Genomic DNA, 22172 nt, shown 5'->3' on the forward strand with positions numbered 1-22172 from the left:
GTGGCGGGCGTTCTACTTCAGAATGCCCTTTTCCTTCAGCCAGGCTTCGGCTGCTTCCTTGGCACCCTGCTTCTGGCTGCCGCTGACCGCACGGTTGAGGTTGATCAGATCCTCTGTGGTGAGGATCCTGGACACCGAGTTCAGGGCTTCCTTCGCCTTGTCCGTCATCTTGGCCTCGTTGTACAGCGGGATCACCTGCTGGGCGATGAAGTTGTTCTTGGGATCCTCCAGGACCACCAGGTCGTTGTCCGCGATGGACGGGGTGGTGGTGTAGATGTCCGCCACCTGGACCTGGTCTTCCAGCAACGCCTTGAGGGTCACCGGACCGCCGCCGTCGCTGAAGGGCTCCAGCTTCTTGGGCTCGCAGTTGTAGTTCTCCTTCAGGCCAGGCAGCCCGTAGGCACGTTCAGCAAACGTTGCCGGAGCACCCACCACAATCTCACTGCAGACCTTGGCCAGGTCCTCGATGGACTTCAGCTGGTACTTCTCCGCCGTTGCCTTGGTGACAACCATGGCGTCCTTGTTCTCCGCCTTGGAAGCTTCCGCAACCGCAAGGCCGTCGGGCAGCTTGTCCGGCAACGCACCGGCGATGTCGTCCGCCGATTCCTCGGTGGCTTCCTTGTCCACGTGGAGCAGCAGGTTTCCGGTGTAGTCCGGAACCACATCCACCGAACCGTCCTGGACAGCCTTGAAGTACACCTCACGGGAGCCGATATTCGGCTTGGTGGTGGCCGTCAGTCCTGCCGCGGTCAGCGCCCCGGCGTACAGTTCGGCGACGATCTGGCTTTCCGGGAAGTCCGCCGAGCCCACCACGAGGGACGTTGCCTCGCCGGAGCCGCCTGCGCTGGTGGCCGGCGGATTGCTCAGGGGATCGGAACCACCGCAGGCGGACAGCGCCAGTGCCACGCCGAGCCCGGCGGCCAGCCCGCCCAGGGCCCGCCTGCCGAAGAGTTGGGGACGGCTTTCATTCATGACTTACCTCCTTGTACAACAGCCTCCGCGATTACGGGGTCTGTGAGATCGACCGCAGCCTGCTGGCTGCGGCGTGACTGCTTCGAGGCTCCCGATGCGAGGAAGAGCCTCTGGAAGAGGGACAGCACGAGGTCGACGGCGATGGCCAGGGCTGCGATCAGCAGGGAACCTCCCAGCATCTGCGGGAAGTCGCTGAGGACAAGGCCGTCGAAGAGGTAGCGGCCAAGGCCGCCCAGGTTGATGTAGGCAACGACGGAGACGGTGGCGATGACCTGCAGCACGCCGGTGCGGAAGCCGCCGAACATCACGGTCAGCGCGTTGGGCAACTCAGCGCGGAACAGGACCTGGAGTTCGGTCATTCCCATGGCCCGGGCGGCGTCCACCACGTTGCGGTCCACGCTCGAAATTCCGGCATAGGTGCCCGCGAGGAGCGGCGGTACGGTGAGGATGACAAGTGCCCAGACCGGGGGCATCAGGCCGATGCCGGCAAGCAGGACGAAGAGCGTCAGCAACCCGAGGGTGGGCAGGGCGCGCAGGGCCCCCGCGAGGGCAACGATGGCCACCCTCCCCCGGCCGGTGTGGCCGACGTACAGGCCAATGGGGACGGCGATTGCGGCGGCAATGAGCATGACCAGGCCGGTGTACTGCAGGTGCTCCGCGAGCCGGGAGGGAATGCCGGCGCTGCCGGTCCAGTGCTCCGGGTCGGCGAGCCATGCGAAGGTGTCGGTGAAGACGCTCATGCGTTGCCGCCTCCCGTTTTCGGTGCGGAAAGACGACGGGCGGCGGAAGCTTCCCCTGGTGCGTTGCCGCCGACCGGTTGCGGTGTGCGCCGCTTCCCGGCGCTCTCCCACGGCGTGAGGATCCGCTCCAAGAGGACCAGGAGGGCGTCCATCAGCAGTGCCAGGACCAGGATGGCGATGATCCCCACCACAATTTCGGTAACAAAATCCCGCTGCAGGCCGGACGTAAAGAGCATGCCCAGGTTCCCGATGCCCAGCAGGGCTGCCACGCTGACCAGGGAGATGTTGCTGACGGACACCACCCGGAGGCCGGCGAACAGGACAGGCAGGGACAGCGGCAGATCCACCTGCAGGAACCGTGCCAGCGGCCTGTACCCCATGGCGACCGCAGCCTGGCTGACATCCTCACTTACGGAGTCGAAGGCGTCCAGGGCTGCACGGACCAGCAGTGCGACGGCGTAGATGGTCAGTGCCACCACCACGTTCAGCGGGTCCAGGATCCGGGTGCCGAGGATGGTGGGCAGGATGATGAACAACGCCAGGGACGGGATGGTGTACAGGAGCGAGGAGGCCGTCAGCACCACCGAGCGGAGCGTGCGGTTCTGCCGTGCGAGCTGTGCCAAAGGGATGGAGATCAGCAGCCCCAAAACCATGGGAACAAGGGCGAGCAGCATGTGCTGGCCCGCGCGTTCCAGGACCATGCCGCTGTTGGCCAGGAACCACTCCATCAGAGAGCAGCCTGCCGTATCTGGCGTGCCTCTTCAATCAGGGCCAGGACTTCGCCGCCGCGGACCACGCCCAGGACTTTGCCCTCGGAATCGACCGCCACGCCAAGGCCCGACGGCGATGACAGGGCTGCATCCAGCGCCCGGCGCAGGCTCTCGCCCGGCCGGAACAGCGAGCCGCCGGGGATCAGGCCGGTGTCGGTGCCCGGTGTCGCCCAGCCCAGGGGGCGCATGTCCGCATCCACCACAAGCTGCCAGCCGCCGGCGGCTGCGGGGTCGGATTCGTGGCCGGAGGGACCGCGGACGACGGTCGGCACCGGGTGGAGCGTGACGCCGTCGGACGGGGTGAACCCGAGGTGGCGGAAACCGCGGTCGCGCCCCACGAAGGAGGCCACAAAGTCGTTGGCCGGTGCACGCAGGATCTCCTCCGGCGTGGCGTACTGGGCGAGCCGTCCGCCGACCGCGAAGACAGCAACTTTGTCCCCCAGGACGGTGGCCTCATCGATGTCATGAGTAACGAAGACGATGGTCTTGGCGAGGTCCTTCTGCAGCCGCAACAGTTCCTGCTGGAGTTCGTCGCGGACCACAGGGTCCACAGCACTGAAGGGCTCGTCCATGAGGAGGACGGGTGGATCCGCGGCGAGGGCGCGCGCGACGCCCACACGCTGCTGCTGCCCGCCGGAAAGTTGTGCCGGGTACCGCTTGCCCAGATGGCGGGCCAGCCCCACCACGTCCAGGAGTTCCTCAGCCCGTCTGCGGGCATCGGACTTTGATACGCCGTTCAGGCGGGGGACGGTGGCGATGTTGTCCACCACCGAGCGGTGCGGCAGCAATCCGGCGGACTGCATCACATATCCCATGGACCGCCGCAGCTCTGCTGCCGGCACCGAGGTGACGTCCTTGCCCCCAACAGTGATGGTGCCGGACGTGGGTTCAACCATCCGGTTGATCATGCGCAGCGAGGTTGTCTTGCCGCAGCCGGAGGGCCCTACAAAGACCGTGATGGAGCCCTTCCCAATGGACATGGAGAGGTCATCCACGGCCGGCTGCCCGCCCTGGTACTGCTTGGTCACGCTCTGAAACTCGATCATCGCCTGGTCCATGGTGCGGACTTACCTGTTCTGCTCGGACGGCGCGGGAAGCACCGCCACATTGTCATCAGCACGCTGATAGTTACGGTAGCCCAATCCTGGGCCGCCATCACCAGCAGCGGCACCAATTCCGGGCAAAGGAATCCCTACTGTGACCATTCGGAGCCGCGGGCGGCCCGGATGGGACGCCGTCCGGGGAGCGGGACCGGCAGGGCGGGGAAGCACTGAGCCGTCGGGGGCATACCGGCCTAAAGTGGGAGCGTGACCAACTTGGAGATATCACCCCAGCAGGAAGTCTGTCCGCCGGCGAGCGCCGAGGGAAGCCCGGGGCCGTGCCTGCAGTTGTGGCCGGAACGGGAAGTGCCGCTGGGTGGTGTGCGTGCCATGAATGTCCAGCGGACGCTGCCGCAGCGCGGCCTTCCCACCATCGGGGCGTGGTGCTTCCTGGACAGCTTCGGGCCGGACCGGACGGCCATGTCTGTCCTGCCGCACCCGCATATCGGCCTGCAGACGGTGACCTGGCCTTTGGCCGGCCACATCCGCCACCGGGACAGCGTGGGCAGCGATGTGGTGGTCCGTCCGGGGGAACTGAACATCATGACGGCGGGTCACGGCGTGTCGCACTCGGAGTTCGCGGTGCTTCCGCCTGCGGGGGAGGAACTGCCTGTGCAGCGGGGCCTCCAGTTGTGGGTGGCGCTTCCGGACGGGGAACGGCACCGCCGGCCGGCCTTCGAACAGCACCGGGCACTGCCCCAGGCCAGAGGGAAAGGCTATACCGCCACCGTGATGGTAGGTGAGCTCGCGGGAGTCGCCTCCCCGGCCACCATGTACTCGCCCATTGTGGGAGCGGACGTTTCCTGTGAGGGGGCAGCGCTGCTGCCGCTGAACCCGGACTTTGAACACGGCATCCTGGTGCTTGACGGTGGCCTGGCGCTGGACGGCCAGGAACTTGCCCCCGGCCCGCTCGGCTATCTGGGCACCGGCCGGCAGGAACTCCAGGTCGAGGCCCTGCCCGGTACGCGCTTCCTGCTTATCGGCGGCGAGCCGTTCGAGGAGGAGCTGTTGATGTGGTGGAACTTCGTGGGCCGCACGCACGAGGAAGTGGAACAGGCCCGGGATGCCTGGGAAGCCCAGGACGGCGTGCCGGACGCGGAGGCGGCTGCCGCCCGCTACGGCCTGGTAGCGGGCCACGGTCCTGACGCCGGCGCCGAAGCCGGACGCATCCCCGCTCCCCCGCTTCCCGGTGTCCGGCTGACTCCCCGGAAACGCTCTGTCTAAACAGCGGGTCTCAACAGCGCGGCCAGTGCCGGCCGGTGCAGCAAACTGTCAGGCCGGCTCCGCCACCAGCTGCAGCACGCCGAAGACCGGTTCCTGCTCCAGCACCCGGACGTCCGTTACGCCGGCGCTTTCGAGGTGCCGGCGGAAGGACTCCTGGAGGGGTGCCACGTTCATTCCCAGGCCGCCGCCCAGGATGACGGGGCCGGTGATCCGCAGTTGGTCCAGGACCTGGAGCGCCAGGCCTGCCAGGTCCCGGCCGGCCTGGTCGAGCATTGCCTGGCTCGCGCGGTGTCCCCCGGCTGCGGCTTCCACTACATGCCGGGCCTGCTGGGCCCAGAAGCGGCGGCCGGTGTGCGGGGAATGGAACAGGGCAATGAGCTTGTTGGGGTGCTCCACACCGCAGGATTGCAACAGCGCTGAGGTGAGCTGGTCGGCCGGCTGGCCCTGGTTCATCTGCCGGAGGCTGTAGCGCACCGCTTCGCGGCCCAGCCAGTAGCCGCTGCCTTCGTCCCCGAGCAGGTAGCCCCAGCCGCCCGCCCGGGCCTCATCGCCGTCGGAGTTCCTGCCCCAGGCGGCGGAGCCGGTTCCGGCGATCACCGCCACCCCGGTGCTTGCGTGCCCGGCCGCGAGCAGCAGGCGCGAATCATGCACCACGGTCACCCGGGCGCCGGGAACATGCGGCTGGATCAACGAGGCAAGGGCTGCGGCGTCCTCATCCGTGTCGATCCCGCCGGATCCTGCATACACCTGGGACACGCTGCCACCGCCGATCCGGGCGAAGAGGTCGGCGATGTTGCGCGCGGCCTCGTCGCGGGTGACGTTCTGCACGTTGGAGCTGCCTGCGGATTCATCGGCAACGGCGATCCCGTCCTCGAACCTGATGCCGTGGGTCTTGGTGCCGCCGATGTCCAGCCCGATAATGACACCGGCGGGCGGACGTGCTGTGGAAGTTTCGGCGGGACGTGCGGTGGGATTTTCGGTGTTGGTCACGTCACAAGGGTACTGGCCGCGAAGGCGCCGGACCTCCGGGGCTGGACCGCCGCCGTCGGCAATCGCGTCCTCTTGCCCTGCCCGTCAGCCGGTCCGCTGCCTGGCCAGCCCGGCCAGCAGCTGCGGGCCCTCGGCAACCACCATCTCCCGGAAGAGCCTGACCTGGACCGGTTCGGCATCGGGCTTCCTGCGCCGCCAGCTGATGCCCACCTCGCGGAAGGCCAGGGCTGAATCAAGGGGAACTTCCACCCAGCCCAGGTTTCCCGTCTCCGGGCTGACGGTCCGGCCCGGCGCGTCGCCCCCGGGCGGCAGGATGCTGACGCCCAGCCCCGCGGACACCAGCCCGCGGATGGTGTGGGAGTCCTGGCTTTCGAAGGCGATGCGGGGCCTGTATCCCGCCTCGCGGAACAGCGCGTCGGTCAGTGATCGCATACCGTACCCGGGCCCGAGCGCCACAAAAGGCTCTGTCCTGATGTCGGCCAGCCCCGCCGTCGTACGCCCCGCAAGGGGATGGCTGTGATGGACCACCAGGCGCAACGGCTCGCGGTACAGCGGGGAGGACTGCAGATTCCTGCCGGCCGGCGCCACCGGGGCGGTCAGTGCCAGGTCCGCCCCCCCGGTCGCCAGTTCCTCCAGGCAGGCGTTCCGGGAGCCCTGGCTCAGGGTGAAGACGGCGCCCGGGTGGCGGCTGCGGAACACACTGATCAGCAGCGGCAGGGTTGCCTCGCCAAACGTGTGCTGGAAGGACACTGAGATCCTGCCCCGGACCACCTCCGACTCGTTGCGGACCAGGTCCAGCCCGGCCTGGAACTCCGCCAGGGCCTGCTCGATGTACGGCAGCAGGGTACGGGCAGCGGGAGTCAGCCGGACGCCCCTGCCGTCCCTCACCAGGAGTTCGGTGCCGACGACGGCGCTGGCCCGCGAGAGTGCCCTGCTCACCGTGGACTGGGGTACTCCCAGCAGTTCCGCCGTTGCCGTTACGTGCTCCGTGCGCCCCAACTCGGCCAGCACGGGAAGGAGGGGCAAGAGCTGCATGAGTTGCTTGTGGTCTGCCTCCACGGCTCGGCCTCCCTTTCCCCGACTCCCCCCAAACTAGGTAGCGCTAACTGTCGTGTTGGGCACCGAAAACGACAGTTGCCGCTACCCGGTTGGGGAAGTATCCGATTTTGCTATCAGTTTTGCACAAAACATGCATTGGAGGTATGTATCGGGCAGGGGCTACGCTGGCGGAATGCCACACAATGCCAGCCTGACCGGCAGCGGTACGGAGCCGCGCTGGGACGGGCATGCCAAGGGATCACGGGCCTACGGCAGGATCCTCGCGGGCCTGTCCTTTGCCGGCGTGGCGACCTTTGCCCAGCTGTACTCCACGCAGGCGGTCCTGCCCCTGCTGGCAGCGGACCTCCGGATTTCCGCGGCCGAGGCCGCCCTCACGATTTCCCTGGCGACCGTGGGCCTTGCCGTCACGGTGATCCCCTGGTCCTTCCTCGCCGACCGGATCGGCCGCGTCAAGGCCATGACCTGGGGCATCTCCATCGCCACAGTGCTTGGCCTGCTGGTGCCGCTGGCGGACAGCTTCGGCATGCTGCTGGCCCTGCGCCTCCTGGAAGGCATGGCCCTGGGCGGGATCCCCGCCATCGCCATCGCCTATCTCAATGAAGAGGTGACCAAGGCGCACGCGGCGCTGGCGGCGGGAAGCTACGTGGCGGGCACCACGCTGGGCGGCCTTGCCGGCCGCCTGGTGGCCGGTCCCGCCGGAGAGTTGTGGGGCTGGCGCGCAGCGGCCCTGGCCGTTTCCGTCCTGGCAACGCTTGCCGCCGTCGCCTTCCTGGTGCTGGTGCCCCGGGCCCAGGGCTTCGTCTCCACACGGGCAGCCGGCCTGGGCGGCGCACTGCGCACCCTGGGCGGGCACCTGCGGAACATCCGGCTGCTGGCACTGTACGTCCAGGCCTTCCTCATGATGGGCGGCTTCGTTGCCGTTTACAACTACCTGGGCTTCCGGCTGTCCGGCGAGCCTTTCAGCCTTCCTGCCACCCTGATCAGCCTCATCTTCCTGGCCTACCTGTCCGGCACCGTCTCCTCGCGCTGGGCCGCAGGGCTGACGGTGCGCTTCGGACGGCGGAACATCCTGCTCGCCGGTCTGGGCCTGTCGACGGCGGGACTTGCCTTGACGCTGGCGCCGTCCCTCGCCCTGATCCTGGCAGGCCTGGTGGTGTTCACCGGCGGATTTTTTGCCGCGCACAGCATCGGGGCGGGCTGGACGGGAGCCATCGCCAGCACCGGACGCGCCCAGGCCGCATCGCTGTACAACCTCGCCTACTACCTGGGGTCCAGCGTCATCGGCTGGGCCGGCGGCCTGGTTTTCCAGTCGTGGGGGTGGAATGCCCTGGCGGTGACCGTTATGGTCCTCGCCTGCCTCACGGCGGCCGCTGCCGCCGTCGTCCATTCCCGGACGGAACGGCCCTCCGCCTGACGCGCCGCAGGATCTGCCGCCTTCCAGCCTGAGCGAATTATCTGCTCCTGAAGGAGTGCCAATGTTCCTGAAATTCGGCCGTGCACGCACATTCGGGCGTGAAAGCGCGGTATCGGCGGTCTAGGATGAACGCACCACCCTTGGAAGGAACCGCAGTGAGCACGAATCCCAGGAACACCAGGCCGGGAGCCCACCTGGAGCCGCTGGACGCCATCGACGAGCGCCTGCTGGCTGCCCTCGTGGAGGACGCGAGGATCTCCAACAAGCAGCTGGCCGAACTGGTGGGCATAGCCCCCTCCACGGCCCTGATGCGGACGCGCGCCCTCTCGGAGCGGGGCATCGTGCAGGGCTACGAGGCCAAGCTCAGCCTCTCGGCCATCGGCAGGTCGGTGCAGGCGCTGGTTGCCGTGCGGCTTCGGGCCCACGACCGGGACCAGATTGACCGTTTCACCGCCCGGGTGCCGCACCTGCCCGCCGTGTTGTCCACTTTCCACACCTCCGGCTCCGTGGATTACCTGCTGCACATTGCCGTCGGAAGCACGGAGGACCTGCGGGACTGGGTGCTGGACAACCTGGCGACGGACCCCGTAGTTGGGCATACCGAAACCACGCTCGTCTTTGAGCACATCCAGGGCAACCACGGGCCACTTCCGGAGTAGTGGAGAGTTCGGCTAGCCCCTTCCGGGGTGGCGGCGCACCGTGCGCGCCATTGTCACGACGGCCAGGGCAAGCGCCGCCGTACCGCACACGGCGACGAAACCGCCCACGGCAGCAGCCTGGCCGAATACCCCTGTTGCCCAGCCGAGCCCCAGGACCGGGACGGCACTGCCGAGGTAGGTGATGACGTACACCGTGCTGACAATCTGGGCGTGGCGGGCAGGCTCCACCCGGGCAGCCACCTCGTTGAAGACGGTGCGGAATGCCAAACCCTGGCCGGCACCGGCCGTCGCCGCCGCAAGCACCAGCAGCACAGGACTGTGCCACGCGCCGGCGGCCCCGAGCAGGAAGACTGATCCGCCAAGAACGGCCAGTCCGGCAGGAACGACGTAACGGCCGCGGACAGCCAGCAGCTGGCTGAGGGCTGACGTGCCCAGTGGGAGGCCTGCCAGCAATCCAATCAGCGGCCGGGATTCCGTCCCCAGCACCTGGGCGAAGTAACCGGGAGCCAGCGAGAGGCAGAACCCGAAGACAGCAAAGCTGAGGAAGCCGACGGCGGATGCCAGCCAAAATGCTGCCCGTGCGTTCTGCGACACGGACGGCCGCCGCGGTGCCAGTGCCTGCAGTGGCCTGGACGGCGAGGGCAGCATGATGGCCGGACGGGCCCGGATCAGGTACAGCGGCACCAGAAGCGCGGCCAGCACCACGGAGTACACGGCGTAGGGAGCAGTGGTGGCCGCGGGCAGCAGGGACAGCAGCCCGCCGATGCCCGGGCCGGCAGCTACTCCACCGGCCGAGGCCAGCAGGGTGAAGCGGGACGCCCATTCCGGGCGGGACGGCAGCAGTTCGCGCAGGGCCGCCGCGCTCGCACCCGTGGCCAGCGCAACAGCCACCCCTTGCAGCGCGCGCCCGGCACACAGCCCTGCCAGCGACCCCGCCCCTGCGAAGACCCAGCCGCCCGCCAAACCGGTGACCACGGCGAGAAGGAGTGCCGCGCGGCGTCCGATGTGGTCCGACCAGTGCCCGGCCAGCATCAGCGTGGCCACGAGGGCAAGGACGTAGCTGGCAAAAGCAGCCGTCACGTCCAGGGCGGAGAGCCCCAACCCGGCCTGCAGGAGTGGATAAAGCGGGGTGGCAAGGTTGGCTCCCACAAGAAGGACAAAAATGACAGCGCCCGCCATCACCAGCCGTGCCGTAGTGGAGGCATCCCATCCCGCAGCTGCGGACGGAGCGGGGCGCATACGGAGTTCGCTGAAGACCGTCATGATGCCGCCTTCCGGTTTTGCCGCGGCGGGTGGTCCTTGTGGGAGCCCGGCGCAACGTGAATAGGTGATGGCTCCAGAATGGAGCACTACTGCTCGTTTGAGCGGAAATACATGGAAGAATTGAGCAGGATCGTCAAAACCTGCACCCGCCGATGATGGAGAGTGACCATTTGGGCAAACTGGACCCTACCGACCTGAAGATCCTCCTGGCGCTGATCCGCGATCCCCGGATCCAGGTGGGCGAGCTGAGCGACTCGGTGGGCGTTGCCCGCAACACCGCGCAGTCCCGGGTCCGGCGGCTCATCCGGGCCGGAGTGCTGCGCCCGGGCGGGCGGGAAGTTGACCTGGAGGCTGTGGGCTATGACGTGGTGGCCTTCGTCACCATCGAAGTTTCCCACCGCGAGCTGGACGGCGTAGTGGCGGCGCTGCGGCTGATCCCCCAGGTCCTCGAGGTCCACGAGATATCGGGCCGCGGCGACGTCTGGTGCCGGGTAGTGGCCACGGATACACACAACCTGCAGGCTTCCCTGCGGCAGGTCCTGCGGATCAAGGGCGTCATCCGGACTGAAACTGTCCTGGCACTGCACACGCACATCCCCTACCGGACCGAGCCCTTGATCAGCGGCCTCGCCAAGGCTGCGGGCAGCTGACCACTCCATCCCGCCCACGGTCCGCATCCCGGCCGGCGGCGGCCGGACGGCTAGGATTTCGAGAATGGATTGGCTCTCTTACGTTTCACAGATCAACTGGCTTGCGGTGCTGCTTGCCTTCGCGGCAACGATGGCCATCGGCTTCGTCTGGTACATGCCGGCGGTGCTGGGCAACCGGTGGATGGCCGCCATCGGCAAGACCGAGGACGACCTGAAAAACATCAGCGGCGGGGCCGGAATCTGGCTCCCCATGATGGTGGCCGCGGCGCTGACTGCCATCCTCCTTGCCGTCCTGATCAGCAAGCTGGGGCTGGACAACGCCCTGGCCGGCGCCTGGTTCGCCCTGGTTGTGGGGCTTGTTTTCAGGGCGGGCGGCCACGCCATCCACAATGGTTTCGCCGGACGCCCGGCCGCCGTGACGCTGATCGACTCCGGCCATGACCTGGTAGCCATGACAGTCTCAGGAGCCATTATCGGAGCCATGTCCTGAGCATGCGGCCTATGCAGACAGGAGGCACCCGCCCATGACCATCATCGACAACGCTGTTTACGTGGACGGCGTGCGCCATGCCGAACCCGAAAACCTGGAGCAGACGTTCGAGACCCTGGCGCACCACGGCGGTATGGCCTGGATCGGACTGTACCGCCCTACCGCCGAAGAGATGGCGGCAGTGGCCGCTGAGTTCGGGCTGCACTCCCTTGCGGTGGAGGACGCCATCTCCGCACACCAGCGCCCCAAGATGGAGCGCTACGAGGACAACCTGTTTACCGTCCTGCGGCCCGCCCGGTACCTGGATGCAAGCGAGACGGTGGAATTTGGGGAACTCCATATCTTCACCGGAAAAAACTTTGTGGTCACGGTGCGGCATGCGGAAATGGCCGGCGTGGCCCGTGTCCGGAAACGCCTGGAGGCACGGCCGGATCTTCTGCGGCATGGCCCGGAGGCAGTGCTGTATGCCCTCCTGGACAGGGTGGTGGACGACTACGCTCCCGTGGTGGCCGGGCTTGAAAACGACATTGACGAGATCGAGGACCAGCTCTTCAGCGGTGACACAACGGTGTCGCGGCGGATCTACGAACTGGCCCGTGAAGTGATCCAGTTCCAGCGTGCCATCCACCCGCTGCCGGACATGATGCACCAGCTGAAGCGGGGCTTCGCGAAGTACGGTGTTGAGACCGAGCTCCAGCACAGCCTCCGGGACGTGGAGGACCACGTGGAACGGGTGATTTCCCGGGCAGACTCCTTCCGGGACCTCCTGCAGAACGCCCTGACCCTGGACGGAACCCTGACGGCCAACCGGCAGAACGAGGCCAGCGCGGAGCAGAACGAGCAGGTGAAGAAAATTTCCTCCTGGGCTGCAATCCTGTTTGCGCCGTCGTTCGTGGCCGGCATCTACGGCATGAACTTCGACCACATGCCCGAGCTGCACTGGGACCTGGGCTATCCGATGGCCATCGGCCTCATGGCGGCGACGGCCTTGGCCATGTACGCCATCTTCAAGAAGAAGGGCTGGCTGTAGCCGGCACCTAAACGCAGCCGGCCAGGATTCCGGCAATGGCGTCGCGCTCCGCCGGGGTCACCCACAGCCGGTACTTCGCCTTCACGGAGGTCTGCCGGGCAACATACTCGCAGCGGAACGCCTTGTTCGGCGGGAGCCACGTCGCGGCGTCCTTGTCACCCTTGGCACTGTTGGTGGGCCCGTCCGCGGCCATCAGGTTCAAGGGGTCATTGGCCAGTTGGCGCCGCTCTTCGTCGCTGAGTTGCCGGGCACCCTTCTGCCAGGCATCGGAGAGGGCAACGATGTGGTCGATCTGGACCGCGGTGCTGGTGTCCTGGCCGCGGACAAAACTGATGGTGGTGCCGGTGTACTTGTCGGCCAGCGTGCCGGTGGCCACCACACAGTTCCGGGTGCCGGGCTTGAACGTCTCACCCTCCAGGTCGCGGGCGAGGATGTCGTTGCGGGTATCGCAGCCGTTGCGGTTCACATCCGCCCATGCGGGCCCGAACTCGTCCCGGCTGTAGCCGGTCTTCGGTGCCCGGCCCTTGACCGGAATGGTTTCCAGCCGGGCAAGCGCGGCAGCGGCTTCTTCAGGGTTGGATGACGACGGCGATGCCTGGGCTGCAGCATCACAGCCGGCGAGAGTGCCTGCAAGGAGAAGGCTGGTAAGAACGGCTATGGACCTGGCAGCGGAGAAGTTAATCGTCATGTTCCTTCACGGATGCGGCGCGCCCGTGGCCTGGACCGTGCTTTGTGTGGAGACCGTGCATTGTGTGGAGCTAAGGAGATTCGAACTCCTGACCTCTTCGATGCGAACGAAGCGCTCTACCAACTGAGCTATAGCCCCGGAACTGGCCGCCCTCGCGGGTGCGTGTGCGGAACCGGTGACCCTAGGCTACAAATTTTCCCCGCTCAATGCCAACCGGCGCGCCACCGGATACGCATCCAAGGTGACTACCGGCGTCGGGCATTTGCATCGGGGCCCGCGGCACGTGCTTCCTAGGCGCGGCGGCGCTGCAGGACGTCGTCGAGGTTGCTGAGGGCGCTCTGCGCCTTGGTGAGCTGCTGGTCCTCTGCTGCCGCCGGAGCTGCAGGCGGAGCGCCTGCCGCACCCTGCTTCAGAGAGGGCTTGCCCACGGCCTTCGGGGCCGCCGGCAGCTCAAGCGGTTCGGGCTCCGGGCGCTCGGCCTTGGCAGCTTCCACGTATACGGGCTTGGGAACCTCAACGGGCTCCCAGGGAGTACTGGAAGGAGTTTTCGACGCCGCTGCTGCTGCACTGGCATCACCTGCAGCCACGGCTACAGCCAGTGCCGCCGCGCGAAGTTCCTGTGCTGTGAGCTGCTGGGCCTTGGGCTGGTGCGCCTCGGCGTCAAAAAGGGGGCTTTCCGGGCGGGCAGGAGCAGCTTCAGGCATGGGCGGGATGTGCTCGGTGGCATCAGGGCGCCGTGCCGGTGCACTCATTGCCGAGCGAAAGGCCGCATCGACTTTCGCCTTGCGGTCCCGGATAGCCAGCCAGCGCAGAATGGCGACGGATGCCGCGGTCAGCGCTGCGCAGGTCAGCGGGAGGACGGGCGAGCCGAGCCCGAAGGGCAACAGCACCCCGGAGACAAACGCCGTCAGCAGGGACAGAAACCCGACGAGAGCCAGGGCCGTACGGCCGTAGCGGATCCGGAAACGGCCCGCAGGTGCGGGGCCGTCGGCATTGGAAGCCGGTCCGGCGCTCTTCCTGGTTTCCATTGCTTTCTCCTGCTGGGCGGCGATTTTCAATACCAAACCGGCTGGTGGTTCAGGTCTTTCATCGGCTGGTGCGTCTGCCGGAAAGTCACCGGCGGGCTGGAACTGGTGCCGGCGGTTCCGGAGGACGTACGGGGCAACCCACACAATCCAGAGCACGACGGCAACCACAAGGATCACTGAGCTGCTAAGGGGGAAGTCCACACTCAAAACCGTATGAGCATCACATGGTATGGCGCGGCATTAGCTTCGGTGTGTCGCGGCCCGGCTCGCAAATGAGTGGATTTATGACGGGCGGGACGCCAGCCAGGGGCGCAGCAGGCCGTCCGGGACTTCCTCGGACGTCAGTGCGAAGGACCGGTGGTCAGCCCAGTCGCCGTTGATGTGCAGGTAGCGGGGACGGTACCCCTCGTCCCGGAAACCCAGTTTCTCCACCACCCGCAGGCTGGGCCCGTTTTCCGGCCGGATGTTGATTTCCATCCGGTGCAGCCCCAGCGTCTGAAAACAATGGTCGGTGACGAGCGCCACCGCCGTTGGGGCGATGCCCCGCCCGGCTTTCGCCTGGTCCACCCAGTACCCCAGCGTTGCCATCATGGCTGATCCCCACACGATGGACGAGACGGTCAGCTGGCCAATGATGACCGGGTTCCTGCTGCCCGGTACGCGCTCGGTAATGACGAACGGCAGCGCAGTGGCCTGGGCCGCCTGCGCGTTCAGGGAGCGGACCATCTGCCGGTAGTCCGGCAGGCCTCCGCGCGGGTCAGGATTGGACGCTTCCCACGGCGCCAGCCACTCGGTGTTGCGGGAACGGACTTCAGTCCACTCTTTTTTGTCCCGGTACCTGATGGGGCGCAGGACCAGGTCGCCGCATTCCAGGGTCACGGGCCAGACAGGGCCAAGGCGCATGGTGCTACTTGGAAAGGCCGCTGGTGAAGCCCGGCAGCCACTCCCGCAGGCCGGGACCCAGATCGTCGCTGTCGATGGCGAGCTGGACGCACGCCTTGAGGTAGCTCAGCTTGTCGCCTGTATCGTAGCGGCGCCCGCGGAACACCACGCCGTAGACGCCGTGGCCTTCGCCGTCACCGGTGGCCAGTTCCTGCAGGGCGTCGGTCAGCTGGATCTCGCCGCCACGCCCCGGACCGGTGCGCTCAAGGACGCCGAAGACGGCCTGGTGCAGCACGTAACGGCCAATCACGGCCAGGTTGGACGGTGCTTCGTCGGCGGTGGGCTTCTCCACCAGCCGGTTGATGCGCACGTACCCTTCGCCGTCGATCTCCTGGATATCAGCGCAGCCGTAGGCGCTAATCTGCGAGGGTTCCACTTCGATAAGCGCGACGACGGAGCCTCCGGTTTTGGCCTGCACGTCGATCATGGTGCTGAGCAGTTCGTCCCGGGCATCGATGAGGTCGTCGCCCAAAAGGACGGCGAATGCCTCGTCGCCGACATGCTGCTTGGCGCGAAGCACTGCGTGGCCCAGGCCGTTGGGGTCCCCCTGGCGCACATAGTGGATGTCACCGAGGTTGCTGGCCGCCTGGATGGACGCGAGCTTCTCGGTGTCCCCCTTGTCCGCCAGCGTGGACTCCAGCGCCGGGACGCGGTCGAAGTGGTCCTCCAGCGCCCGCTTGTTCCGTCCCGTGATCATCAGGACATCGTTGAGACCTACGTGGACGGCTTCCTCAACCACGTATTGGATGGCAGGCTTGTCCACAACGGGAAGCATTTCCTTGGGCATGGCCTTGGTGGCAGGAAGGAACCTGGTACCCAGCCCGGCAGCGGGGATGACGGCTTTGCGAACTCTCGGGTTACTGGTACTCACCGGACTAATCTAACGTCAGCGTCAAGCATTCAGTAATCTAAGGACCGGCCGCCACCTGCCTGGGGGCGCCACGGAAACCGCCAAACGGCGGGCAACGGAGGACATGCACCATGCCTGAAAAGACGAACACGAGGCACGCCTTCGACGCTGCCGCCAAGGACGGCATCCGCACAGCGCACCGGCGGCGCAGGGCAACACTGACTCCCGCCGATCTGGAGGCCGCCGGGGCTGCCCTCGCCGTCCACGGTGCGGCGTGGGCGGAATCCCTCTCCGGCGGGAAACCGGCCACGTTCTGCGTGTACCTGGGCATCGGTGTGGAACCGCCCACCCTTCCCCTGATCACCGCCCTTCACGGCAACGGCCACCAGGTCCTGCTTCCCGTCTGCGAACCCGGCAGGGAACTCAGCTGGGTTTTCTGGAGCCCGGAGGCCGGGTTCGAGCGCAGCAAGTATGCGCCCATCCTGGAACCTGCCGGGCCCCGGCACGGACCCGATGTGGCGGGCGAAGCGATTGCCCTGTTCATCCCGGCAACCGCAGTGGATCTTGAGGGCAACAGGGTGGGCCAGGGCGGCGGCTACTATGACAAGTTCCTTGGTCATCTTGCGACCGCCGGGAAGGAAATTCCGCTGGCCGCTGTTATCTACGACGATGAACTGCTTCCGGCCGGGCACATTCCCGCTGAAGAGTTCGACCGGCCCGTACCCGCCGTCCTGGCACCGTCCGGGCTCAGGTCGCTCGCCAGCGGACTTTGAGCCCAGGTGGCGGGGGCGCCGGAGGATGATAGAATTAGCACTCAGGCCCTGCGACTGCTAATGGATTACCAGGTGGCAGCACGGGACCTCTCGTTTGCCCAAGAGGAGGAGCACCAGTGCCAACATATGCTTACGCCTGCAAGGATTGCGGCCATGCCTTCGATATTGTCCAGTCTTTCTCGGACAGCTCATTGACGTCCTGCCCCGAGTGCGAGGGCACCCTGCGCAAGAAGTTCAACAGCGTGGGCGTGGTGTTCAAGGGCTCGGGCTTCTACCGCACCGACTCCCGCGACTCCAAGGGCAGCACCGTGTCTGCAGCTCCCGCGGCGCCTGCGTCCACCGCACCGGCTCCCGCAGCTGCCCCCGCGGCCTCCGTTCCGGCGGCTGCCGCCACCTGATTCAGCGTCCGCCATTTCGACGGCGGCCCTGCGCCTTGTGACTGGACGTCCCCTTCGGACGTTGTCCACATAGGCGCGGGGCCGCTGTCGTTTGCTTTTGCAACGCCCTTAGCGTGGGGTCATGCCTGCACACCCGCTTCGCGCCCGCCGGGACACCCCCGGGTCCCTCCACCGCAACCGGAGGTCCCGTCCTTCCGGCCGTTCCGGGACCAGCCGCCCGGCTGCGAGATTCGCGGGATGGCTGAGCCGCAACCGGCGCCTTGCCGTCGCACTGCTTCTGTGCGCGGCGGCAGCACTCACGGTCCATCAGCTGACTCCGGCACCGGTTTACACCGTGAGCGCACTGGCTGCCGCCCGGGACCTGCCTGCCGGGTCGGCCATGGCGGCGGCAGACCTTGCCCAAGTACAGGTGCCTCCGGGCATGCTGGCGGACGGGTTCCTCCGCGACCAGGCCGAGGCGGCCGGAAAGCAACTGGCAGCTCCGCTGCGCAAGGGCCAGTTGCTGACGGACGCCCAGCTGGTGGGTCCCGGCCTGCTGACGGGCAGCGCGCCGGGTTCAGCTGCCGTTCCCTTGAGGATGGCCGATCCCTCGTCCATCCAGCTGGTGTCCCCGGGCCAGCTGGTCAACGTGGTACTGACAGCAGCCAACGGCTTCGACCAGCAGGAACCGTCGGAGGTCCTTGCATCCGGTGTGCCGGTGCTGTGGACGTCCACAAAGGGCGGCCAGGGCGGGCAATGGCTCGGAACCCAGGAGACCGACGGGCTGATTGTGGTGGCCGCCGATGCAGCACAGGCAGCCCGGCTCGCCGGGGCGTCAACCCAAGGCAAACTGTTTTTCGTCCTGGTGGGACCTCCCTGACCGGCCGCAGAAAACCACTTCCCGCACTGGCCCGCTGGGCGTCAGCCCCAGTGCGGCGGTTTCTGTTCCTTCAGCCAGGCGTCGTGGTCGTCCTCGCGGTCGCCCCAGGCGCGGGGATCGTCTTCCGACGCCGTCCTGGGCAGGATTCCTTCGGTATCACCCTGGGCGGGTGCGGGAGCCGGAGCAGCCGCGGTGTCAGCCGATGCTGGCCCGCCGTCGGCAGCGCTGTTGTTCTTTTCTTCGCTGGCCATGTGGCCCGCCTCCTTGCTGCTGTCCGTTTCACCCTGCACGGGCTCACCCTCTACGAGCTCAATCCCGGCGTGCCCGCCGGCAGGCTGCCCAACCCGGGCGTTGGCCATGTCGCCGGCCCGGCGTCCTGAAGCCGGGCGGGTGGAATGCCTTACGTAGGAAACCGGGGCGGGCTGAGCGGCGTCAATATCATTGAGCGCCTGATCAACGTCGTCGTCAAGGAAACCGACAGACGCCGGCCGCGCCGGAAGCGCCATCTTTTCCAGGCCCAGGTACCCTGCGATCCGGTCAGCGCAGGCTGACGGATCGGTGAACACCTCAATGGTCCACAGCGGCATGTACCGCCAGCCCAGGCGCTCCAGCAGCTGCGGCCGCAGCCGGCTCCGCTCCCGGACACTCATGGTGCGGTACTGTTCGGTGCCGTCGGACTCAATGGCCACAGGCCACGGGAGGTCGGCGTCGTCCTGGCCCATGGTGTTGAGTGGATCAGCGGCTGCCACCACATCAATGGCGCCGTCGTACTGATGCCACACCCGTGCACCGCGTGCACGCAGGCGGTCCCCCAGGTCCGCAACCAGCGGGTCGGCGCCAAGGGCCTGCTCGCTGGCCGCGGCGCGCGACGCGGGAGTGCCGAGATCGGTGTTGCCCGAAATCTCCCGGTCCAGGAGTGCGTACAGGTCCACGGCTCCGTGCGTCAGCCGGGTGTGGTCCAGGTCCTCCGGCCGGAAGCACGTCAGGACATGCATGGAGCGCCGGGCGCGGGTCATTGCCAGGGCAAACTTTTCGCGGCCTCCCTCGGCCGAGAGCGGCCCGAAGCTGTGCAGGGCACGCCCGTGCGGGGTCCGGCCGAAGCCCGGCGAGAAAATGACGTGGTCCCGCACCAGGCCCTGCGCCCGTTCCAGATCGACGACACGGAAGGATTCGGGGCCGGCGCCGAAGAAGCCGGCGAGGCCCGGATGGTTGGGCAACTGGAGGCGGATGGACTCGCCGATCCGGGCGGCGTGCCGCAGGCTGGCAGTCACCACGGCCAGGGAGGTACGCGGCCGCAGCCGTGCGTGCTCAAAGACCAGCTCCACCACCCGGTTGACTTCTGCCACCACGGACTCGACGCCTTCGTGGTCCGCACTGGGCAGCCCCGTTCCGTCCGGCAGGTATTCCACCAGCAGGGACCGGTCCAGCCCCGTGGCGGACTGGCCCTCCGGCAACCGGCGCAGGCCGCCGTCGTAAAAGTTCTTGCTCAGCTGCAGGACCAGGTCCTCGTCCACTGCGCGGTAGACGAGGTTCAGCCGCCACACCGGGAGTACAGCCGACAGGGCAGTAAACGCGCTTTCAACGCGGTGGTGCGCCGACTCCCCCGGGGCCAGGCGTTCCACCCCGACGGTGAAGGTGCGCGGGCTGGCAATCCGGGAGTCGCCGAAGGCAATCACCTGGCGGGCACGGGCGATGGACGGCAGGACGGCCTGCAGCGAGGTGGCCTCTGCGTCGAGGATGACCACCGCGTCAAAATGCTGTTCGGCCGGAAGCAGGCCGGTCATCAGGTAGGGACTCACGGACCAGACGGGAACCAGGGTCCCGATCAGGTCAGGCGCCTGTGCCGTCAGTGCAGGCAGGGACACCCGGCCGTCCTTGAGCAGGCTGCGCAGGAGGTCGGCCTGGCGGGGCTGGTCCGCGATGGCTGCCCGCCACCGCTCTGCGAGGTCCCAGCGAAGACGTGCGGCGCCGCTGGCAATGTGCGCGTTGTCGGCCAGCCGGTACTCGGCTTCCAGTTGCCGGAGGGCATCGCCGTCGGACATCGCCAGGTAGTCATCCCCGCTGATCATCGCTTCGAGGGCAGACTGCCACCAGGCAAGCTCCAGCTCGGCTGCCACGGAGCCCGCGGGAACTTCCCGTTCGGCGAGGTCGGCGAGGAGCTCCCCCAGCCCGTGCTCGCGCATGTTCTCCACCAGGAGCGTGCGTTCCGGCAGGGTCTTGAGCGTGTCGCTGTCCGCCACCAGCCGCTCGAGGCGCTCCATGAGCTCTTCGTAGCGGACGCGGGACAGTGCGCCGCCCGCTTCCGTGTGCTTCAAGGCCTCTCCCAGCTGGGTGAGCTGGCGGTCCAGTTCCCGGTACATCGCGTTCATTTCGGCGAGCCCCGAGGGAACGGCAGGGTGCCTCTGGGTGGTGGCATAGCCGGCCCACAGTGCCCGTTGCTCCTGAACCAGCACCAGCGAGCTGTGAAGGTCGGCGATGTGGACACCCGGCCGGACGTATTCCTTGGCCACCCTGCGCAGGCGCGACCGCTGCATGGACGTCATCTCGATGCCGCGTTCCCGCCGCCATGCGGACGGAGCGGTAGCGGAGATCAGGTCAGTGACAGGCCTGTCGAAGATGTCCGGCGTGAACTTGTCCAGGCTCCCGCGGACAGCCACGAGCAGCTCGAGCTGCTCGCCCCACTCGGCGAAGGAAGCGCCCAGCCGGATTTCCGCGTGCTCGGCTACGGCGTTCATGCGGTCCCGCAGGAGGGGCAGGCTCTTTTCCACGGAGCGGACAAGATCCTGGGCTTCCTCGGTTTCCTTGCGGGTGAGGAGCCGGGCGCCGTGCCACGGGCTGGTGGTGGAGGCTTTGCTGAAGCTGCCCAGCTCGGCCGCCCGGCGGAGCCTGCCGGCGAGCTCGTCGCGGTCGCGGATGTTGTCCAGGACGCTCCGCTTCAGCCGCACGGTGGTGGCGGGGGCCGGATGGATGGACGTGAGCTCGGCCAGGGACTGCATGGCCTGGTAGGGCGAGCATCCCCAACGCTGGCGGACGTTGTGCAGCGATGCCACATGGTCCATCAGGGCGTGGCGGTGTTCGGTCAGCGTGGTGTGCAGGTTCCCAAGCTGGGGTTCCAGGGACTTCTCGTTGCGGACGATGGCGCGCACCAGCTGGGCCTTCAGCTGCTGGGCCGTGACGTTCCCGGACAGCTGGAACAGGATGGACTCGAGGCCGAGGGACTCCAGCTGGCCGGAGACCTCGTTCAGGCTGGCGCGGCGGTCGCCCACCACCAGGACGGTCTTGCCCTCATCCACCAGGGCACCGATGGTGTTGATGGCGGTCTGCGTCTGTCCTGTTCCCGGGGGGCTGCTCACCACCAGGGAGTCGCCGGCGCGGGCGGCGTCGATGACGTACTGCTGGTCCGTGTCAGCGTCCAGCAGGAGGAGTTCGTCCTGGGGGTGCCTGCTGTCCAGGGGCGGGAAGCGGGACGGATCCGGTTCCTCGACGTCCACCACTTCGCCACCCGCGGCGGTGGCCAGGGCGGACACGAGCGGGTTGGTGTCATTGATCCAGGGGTCGTCCAGGTTTCCCGAGAGGTCAGCGAAGGTGGAAACCAGGAGGTTGTGCTGGGCCTCGGCTCCATGGATGGGCCTGATCAGGGTGCCCAGCCGGTCCAGCACGGGCTGCGGATCGAAGCGGGCGGTGCTGTAGGCAAGGCGGGTGACGGCGTTGACGTCAAAAACGATGCCATGCACGTTTTTGAGGTGCCGCACCAGGGCCGGGTTGATGTGGGCCTGTTCCGTCAGCTGGAGTTCGTAGTCGTCCTCCCCCGGCCGGACGGTCAGGGAGATGGCGGTCAGCATCACCGGCGCCGAGACGCGCTGGGGCTTGCCTCCGACGGCGGATGTCCACACCACGGTGCCGGCGGAGAGGTAGCCGGCGTCGATCCCGCGGTCGTTGGCGAGTTCGAAGATCTTGGACCTGATGTTGCGCGAGGCCCTGGCAGCCACCACGTATTGCTGCCTGTCCCGGATGAGGGTGGACAGCCGGGTGCGGCGCCCGGCCATGAGCTGCGCCAGGCCTGAGGGGTGGGCGTGGGTCAGGTCGATGGAGCCTTCGGGGGTTTTGGTAAAGCGCAGCATCGTGTCTGCCCCGGTGACGGGTTTAAGCCCGGACAGCCATTTGCGAAGCTCTTCCGAGCCTTCCGGGTGGCCTTGACCAACTGACACTACTGCCTTCTTTTCTGCGTTTGCACGTGACGCCCTGGACCATACCGGCATAGGTTCGAGCGTAG

Annotated in this window: 21 protein-coding genes and 1 tRNA gene; 9 read left to right on the forward strand and 13 right to left on the reverse strand. The window is 67.3% G+C overall.

The genetic code is table 11. From position 1 onward, the window contains the following. Positions 1–12 precede the first annotated feature (12 nt). Genes B5520_RS12355 through B5520_RS12370 form a run of 4 tightly spaced genes read right to left on the reverse strand, consistent with a single transcriptional unit; the run spans position 13 to position 3540 of the window. Positions 13–972 carry an ABC transporter substrate-binding protein gene (locus B5520_RS12355; protein WP_079597354.1) on the reverse strand — a complete coding sequence of 320 codons (960 nt, stop codon included), beginning with the start codon at positions 970–972 and terminating at the stop codon, positions 13–15. After that, positions 969–1712: an ABC transporter permease gene (locus B5520_RS12360; RefSeq protein ID WP_079597355.1), complete on the reverse strand. Its 744-nt coding sequence runs from the start codon at positions 1710–1712 to the stop codon at positions 969–971. Before B5520_RS12360 ends, B5520_RS12355 begins: the two co-directional genes overlap by 4 nt. After that, entirely contained in the window at positions 1709–2440 is a 732-nt protein-coding gene (locus B5520_RS12365) for an ABC transporter permease (protein ID WP_079597356.1), read from the reverse strand. The genes B5520_RS12360 and B5520_RS12365 overlap by 4 nt, the downstream gene beginning before the upstream one ends. Next, positions 2440–3540: an ABC transporter ATP-binding protein gene (locus tag B5520_RS12370; RefSeq protein ID WP_079597357.1), complete on the reverse strand. Its 1101-nt coding sequence runs from the start codon at positions 3538–3540 to the stop codon at positions 2440–2442. The genes B5520_RS12365 and B5520_RS12370 overlap by 1 nt, the downstream gene beginning before the upstream one ends. Positions 3541–3789: 249 nt before the next feature. Between B5520_RS12370 and B5520_RS12375 the strand changes: the two genes are divergently transcribed. Continuing rightward, positions 3790–4806 (forward strand): pirin family protein, encoded by a 1017-nt coding sequence (locus tag B5520_RS12375; RefSeq protein WP_079597358.1) that lies wholly within the window; start codon positions 3790–3792, stop codon positions 4804–4806. 48 nt (positions 4807–4854) lie between these two features. On the opposite strand, the gene B5520_RS12380 is transcribed toward B5520_RS12375, so the two are convergent. Both B5520_RS12380 and B5520_RS12385 read right to left on the reverse strand, forming a co-directional pair. Beyond that, positions 4855–5796: an N-acetylglucosamine kinase gene (locus B5520_RS12380; protein ID WP_079597359.1), complete on the reverse strand. Its 942-nt coding sequence runs from the start codon at positions 5794–5796 to the stop codon at positions 4855–4857. An 84-nt stretch (positions 5797–5880) separates the two neighbouring features. After that, a complete protein-coding gene (locus B5520_RS12385) occupies positions 5881–6855 on the reverse strand; it encodes a LysR family transcriptional regulator (RefSeq protein ID WP_079597360.1) in 975 nt (324 codons plus the stop codon). A gap of 172 nt (positions 6856–7027) precedes the next feature. Here B5520_RS12385 and B5520_RS12390 point away from each other — a divergent pair, with 172 nt between their 5' ends. Both B5520_RS12390 and B5520_RS12395 read left to right on the forward strand, forming a co-directional pair. Further along, positions 7028–8269 (forward strand): MFS transporter, encoded by a 1242-nt coding sequence (locus B5520_RS12390; RefSeq protein ID WP_079597361.1) that lies wholly within the window; start codon positions 7028–7030, stop codon positions 8267–8269. A gap of 155 nt (positions 8270–8424) precedes the next feature. Then, positions 8425–8928, forward strand: a complete 504-nt coding sequence (locus B5520_RS12395) for an Lrp/AsnC family transcriptional regulator (RefSeq protein WP_079597362.1) — start codon at positions 8425–8427, stop codon at positions 8926–8928. Between the two features lie 12 nt (positions 8929–8940). Here the strand turns inward: B5520_RS12395 and B5520_RS12400 are convergent, their stop codons facing one another. Next, positions 8941–10191 carry an MFS transporter gene (locus tag B5520_RS12400; RefSeq protein WP_079597363.1) on the reverse strand — a complete coding sequence of 417 codons (1251 nt, stop codon included), beginning with the start codon at positions 10189–10191 and terminating at the stop codon, positions 8941–8943. 170 nt (positions 10192–10361) lie between these two features. On the opposite strand from B5520_RS12400, the gene B5520_RS12405 reads away from it, so the two are divergent. The 3 genes from B5520_RS12405 (at position 10362) to corA (ending at position 12361) form a co-directional block, all read left to right on the forward strand. Continuing rightward, a complete protein-coding gene (locus B5520_RS12405; RefSeq protein ID WP_254865557.1) occupies positions 10362–10841 on the forward strand; it encodes an Lrp/AsnC family transcriptional regulator in 480 nt (159 codons plus the stop codon). 64 nt (positions 10842–10905) lie between these two features. Beyond that, entirely contained in the window at positions 10906–11331 is a 426-nt protein-coding gene (locus tag B5520_RS12410) for a DUF1761 domain-containing protein (RefSeq protein ID WP_079597365.1), read from the forward strand. A gap of 34 nt (positions 11332–11365) precedes the next feature. After that, positions 11366–12361, forward strand: coding sequence for a magnesium/cobalt transporter CorA (gene corA, locus B5520_RS12415; protein ID WP_079597366.1), 996 nt, complete (start codon positions 11366–11368; stop codon positions 12359–12361). A 7-nt stretch (positions 12362–12368) separates the two neighbouring features. On the opposite strand, the gene B5520_RS12420 is transcribed toward corA, so the two are convergent. The 5 genes from B5520_RS12420 to galU all read right to left on the reverse strand — a co-directional run bounded on the left by B5520_RS12420 (position 12369) and on the right by galU (position 15890). Next, a complete protein-coding gene (locus tag B5520_RS12420) occupies positions 12369–13049 on the reverse strand; it encodes an HNH endonuclease family protein (protein ID WP_079597367.1) in 681 nt (226 codons plus the stop codon). A gap of 65 nt (positions 13050–13114) precedes the next feature. Next, positions 13115–13187, reverse strand: a tRNA-Ala gene (locus tag B5520_RS12425). Between the two features lie 152 nt (positions 13188–13339). After that, complete coding sequence (locus tag B5520_RS12430; RefSeq protein WP_254865558.1) at positions 13340–14278, reverse strand: hypothetical protein; 939 nt, start codon at positions 14276–14278, stop codon at positions 13340–13342. 81 nt (positions 14279–14359) lie between these two features. Then, on the reverse strand, positions 14360–14980 hold the full coding sequence (locus B5520_RS12435) for a GNAT family N-acetyltransferase (protein WP_079597369.1): 621 nt from the start codon (positions 14978–14980) through the stop codon (positions 14360–14362). A 4-nt stretch (positions 14981–14984) separates the two neighbouring features. Then, positions 14985–15890 carry a UTP--glucose-1-phosphate uridylyltransferase GalU gene (galU, locus tag B5520_RS12440; protein WP_079597370.1) on the reverse strand — a complete coding sequence of 302 codons (906 nt, stop codon included), beginning with the start codon at positions 15888–15890 and terminating at the stop codon, positions 14985–14987. Between the two features lie 110 nt (positions 15891–16000). On the opposite strand from galU, the gene B5520_RS12445 reads away from it, so the two are divergent. The 3 genes from B5520_RS12445 to B5520_RS12455 all read left to right on the forward strand — a co-directional run bounded on the left by B5520_RS12445 (position 16001) and on the right by B5520_RS12455 (position 17899). After that, positions 16001–16642, forward strand: coding sequence for a 5-formyltetrahydrofolate cyclo-ligase (locus tag B5520_RS12445; RefSeq protein ID WP_079597371.1), 642 nt, complete (start codon positions 16001–16003; stop codon positions 16640–16642). Between the two features lie 116 nt (positions 16643–16758). Then, positions 16759–17040 (forward strand): FmdB family zinc ribbon protein, encoded by a 282-nt coding sequence (locus B5520_RS12450; protein WP_079597372.1) that lies wholly within the window; start codon positions 16759–16761, stop codon positions 17038–17040. 121 nt (positions 17041–17161) lie between these two features. Continuing rightward, positions 17162–17899: an RcpC/CpaB family pilus assembly protein gene (locus tag B5520_RS12455; protein WP_079597373.1), complete on the forward strand. Its 738-nt coding sequence runs from the start codon at positions 17162–17164 to the stop codon at positions 17897–17899. Between the two features lie 41 nt (positions 17900–17940). On the opposite strand, the gene B5520_RS12460 is transcribed toward B5520_RS12455, so the two are convergent. Then, complete coding sequence (locus B5520_RS12460) at positions 17941–22158, reverse strand: DUF4011 domain-containing protein (RefSeq protein ID WP_079597374.1); 4218 nt, start codon at positions 22156–22158, stop codon at positions 17941–17943. Positions 22159–22172 lie beyond the last annotated feature (14 nt).

It is taken from the genome of Arthrobacter sp. P2b (assembly GCF_900168295.1).
Lineage (GTDB): Bacteria > Actinomycetota > Actinomycetes > Actinomycetales > Micrococcaceae > Arthrobacter.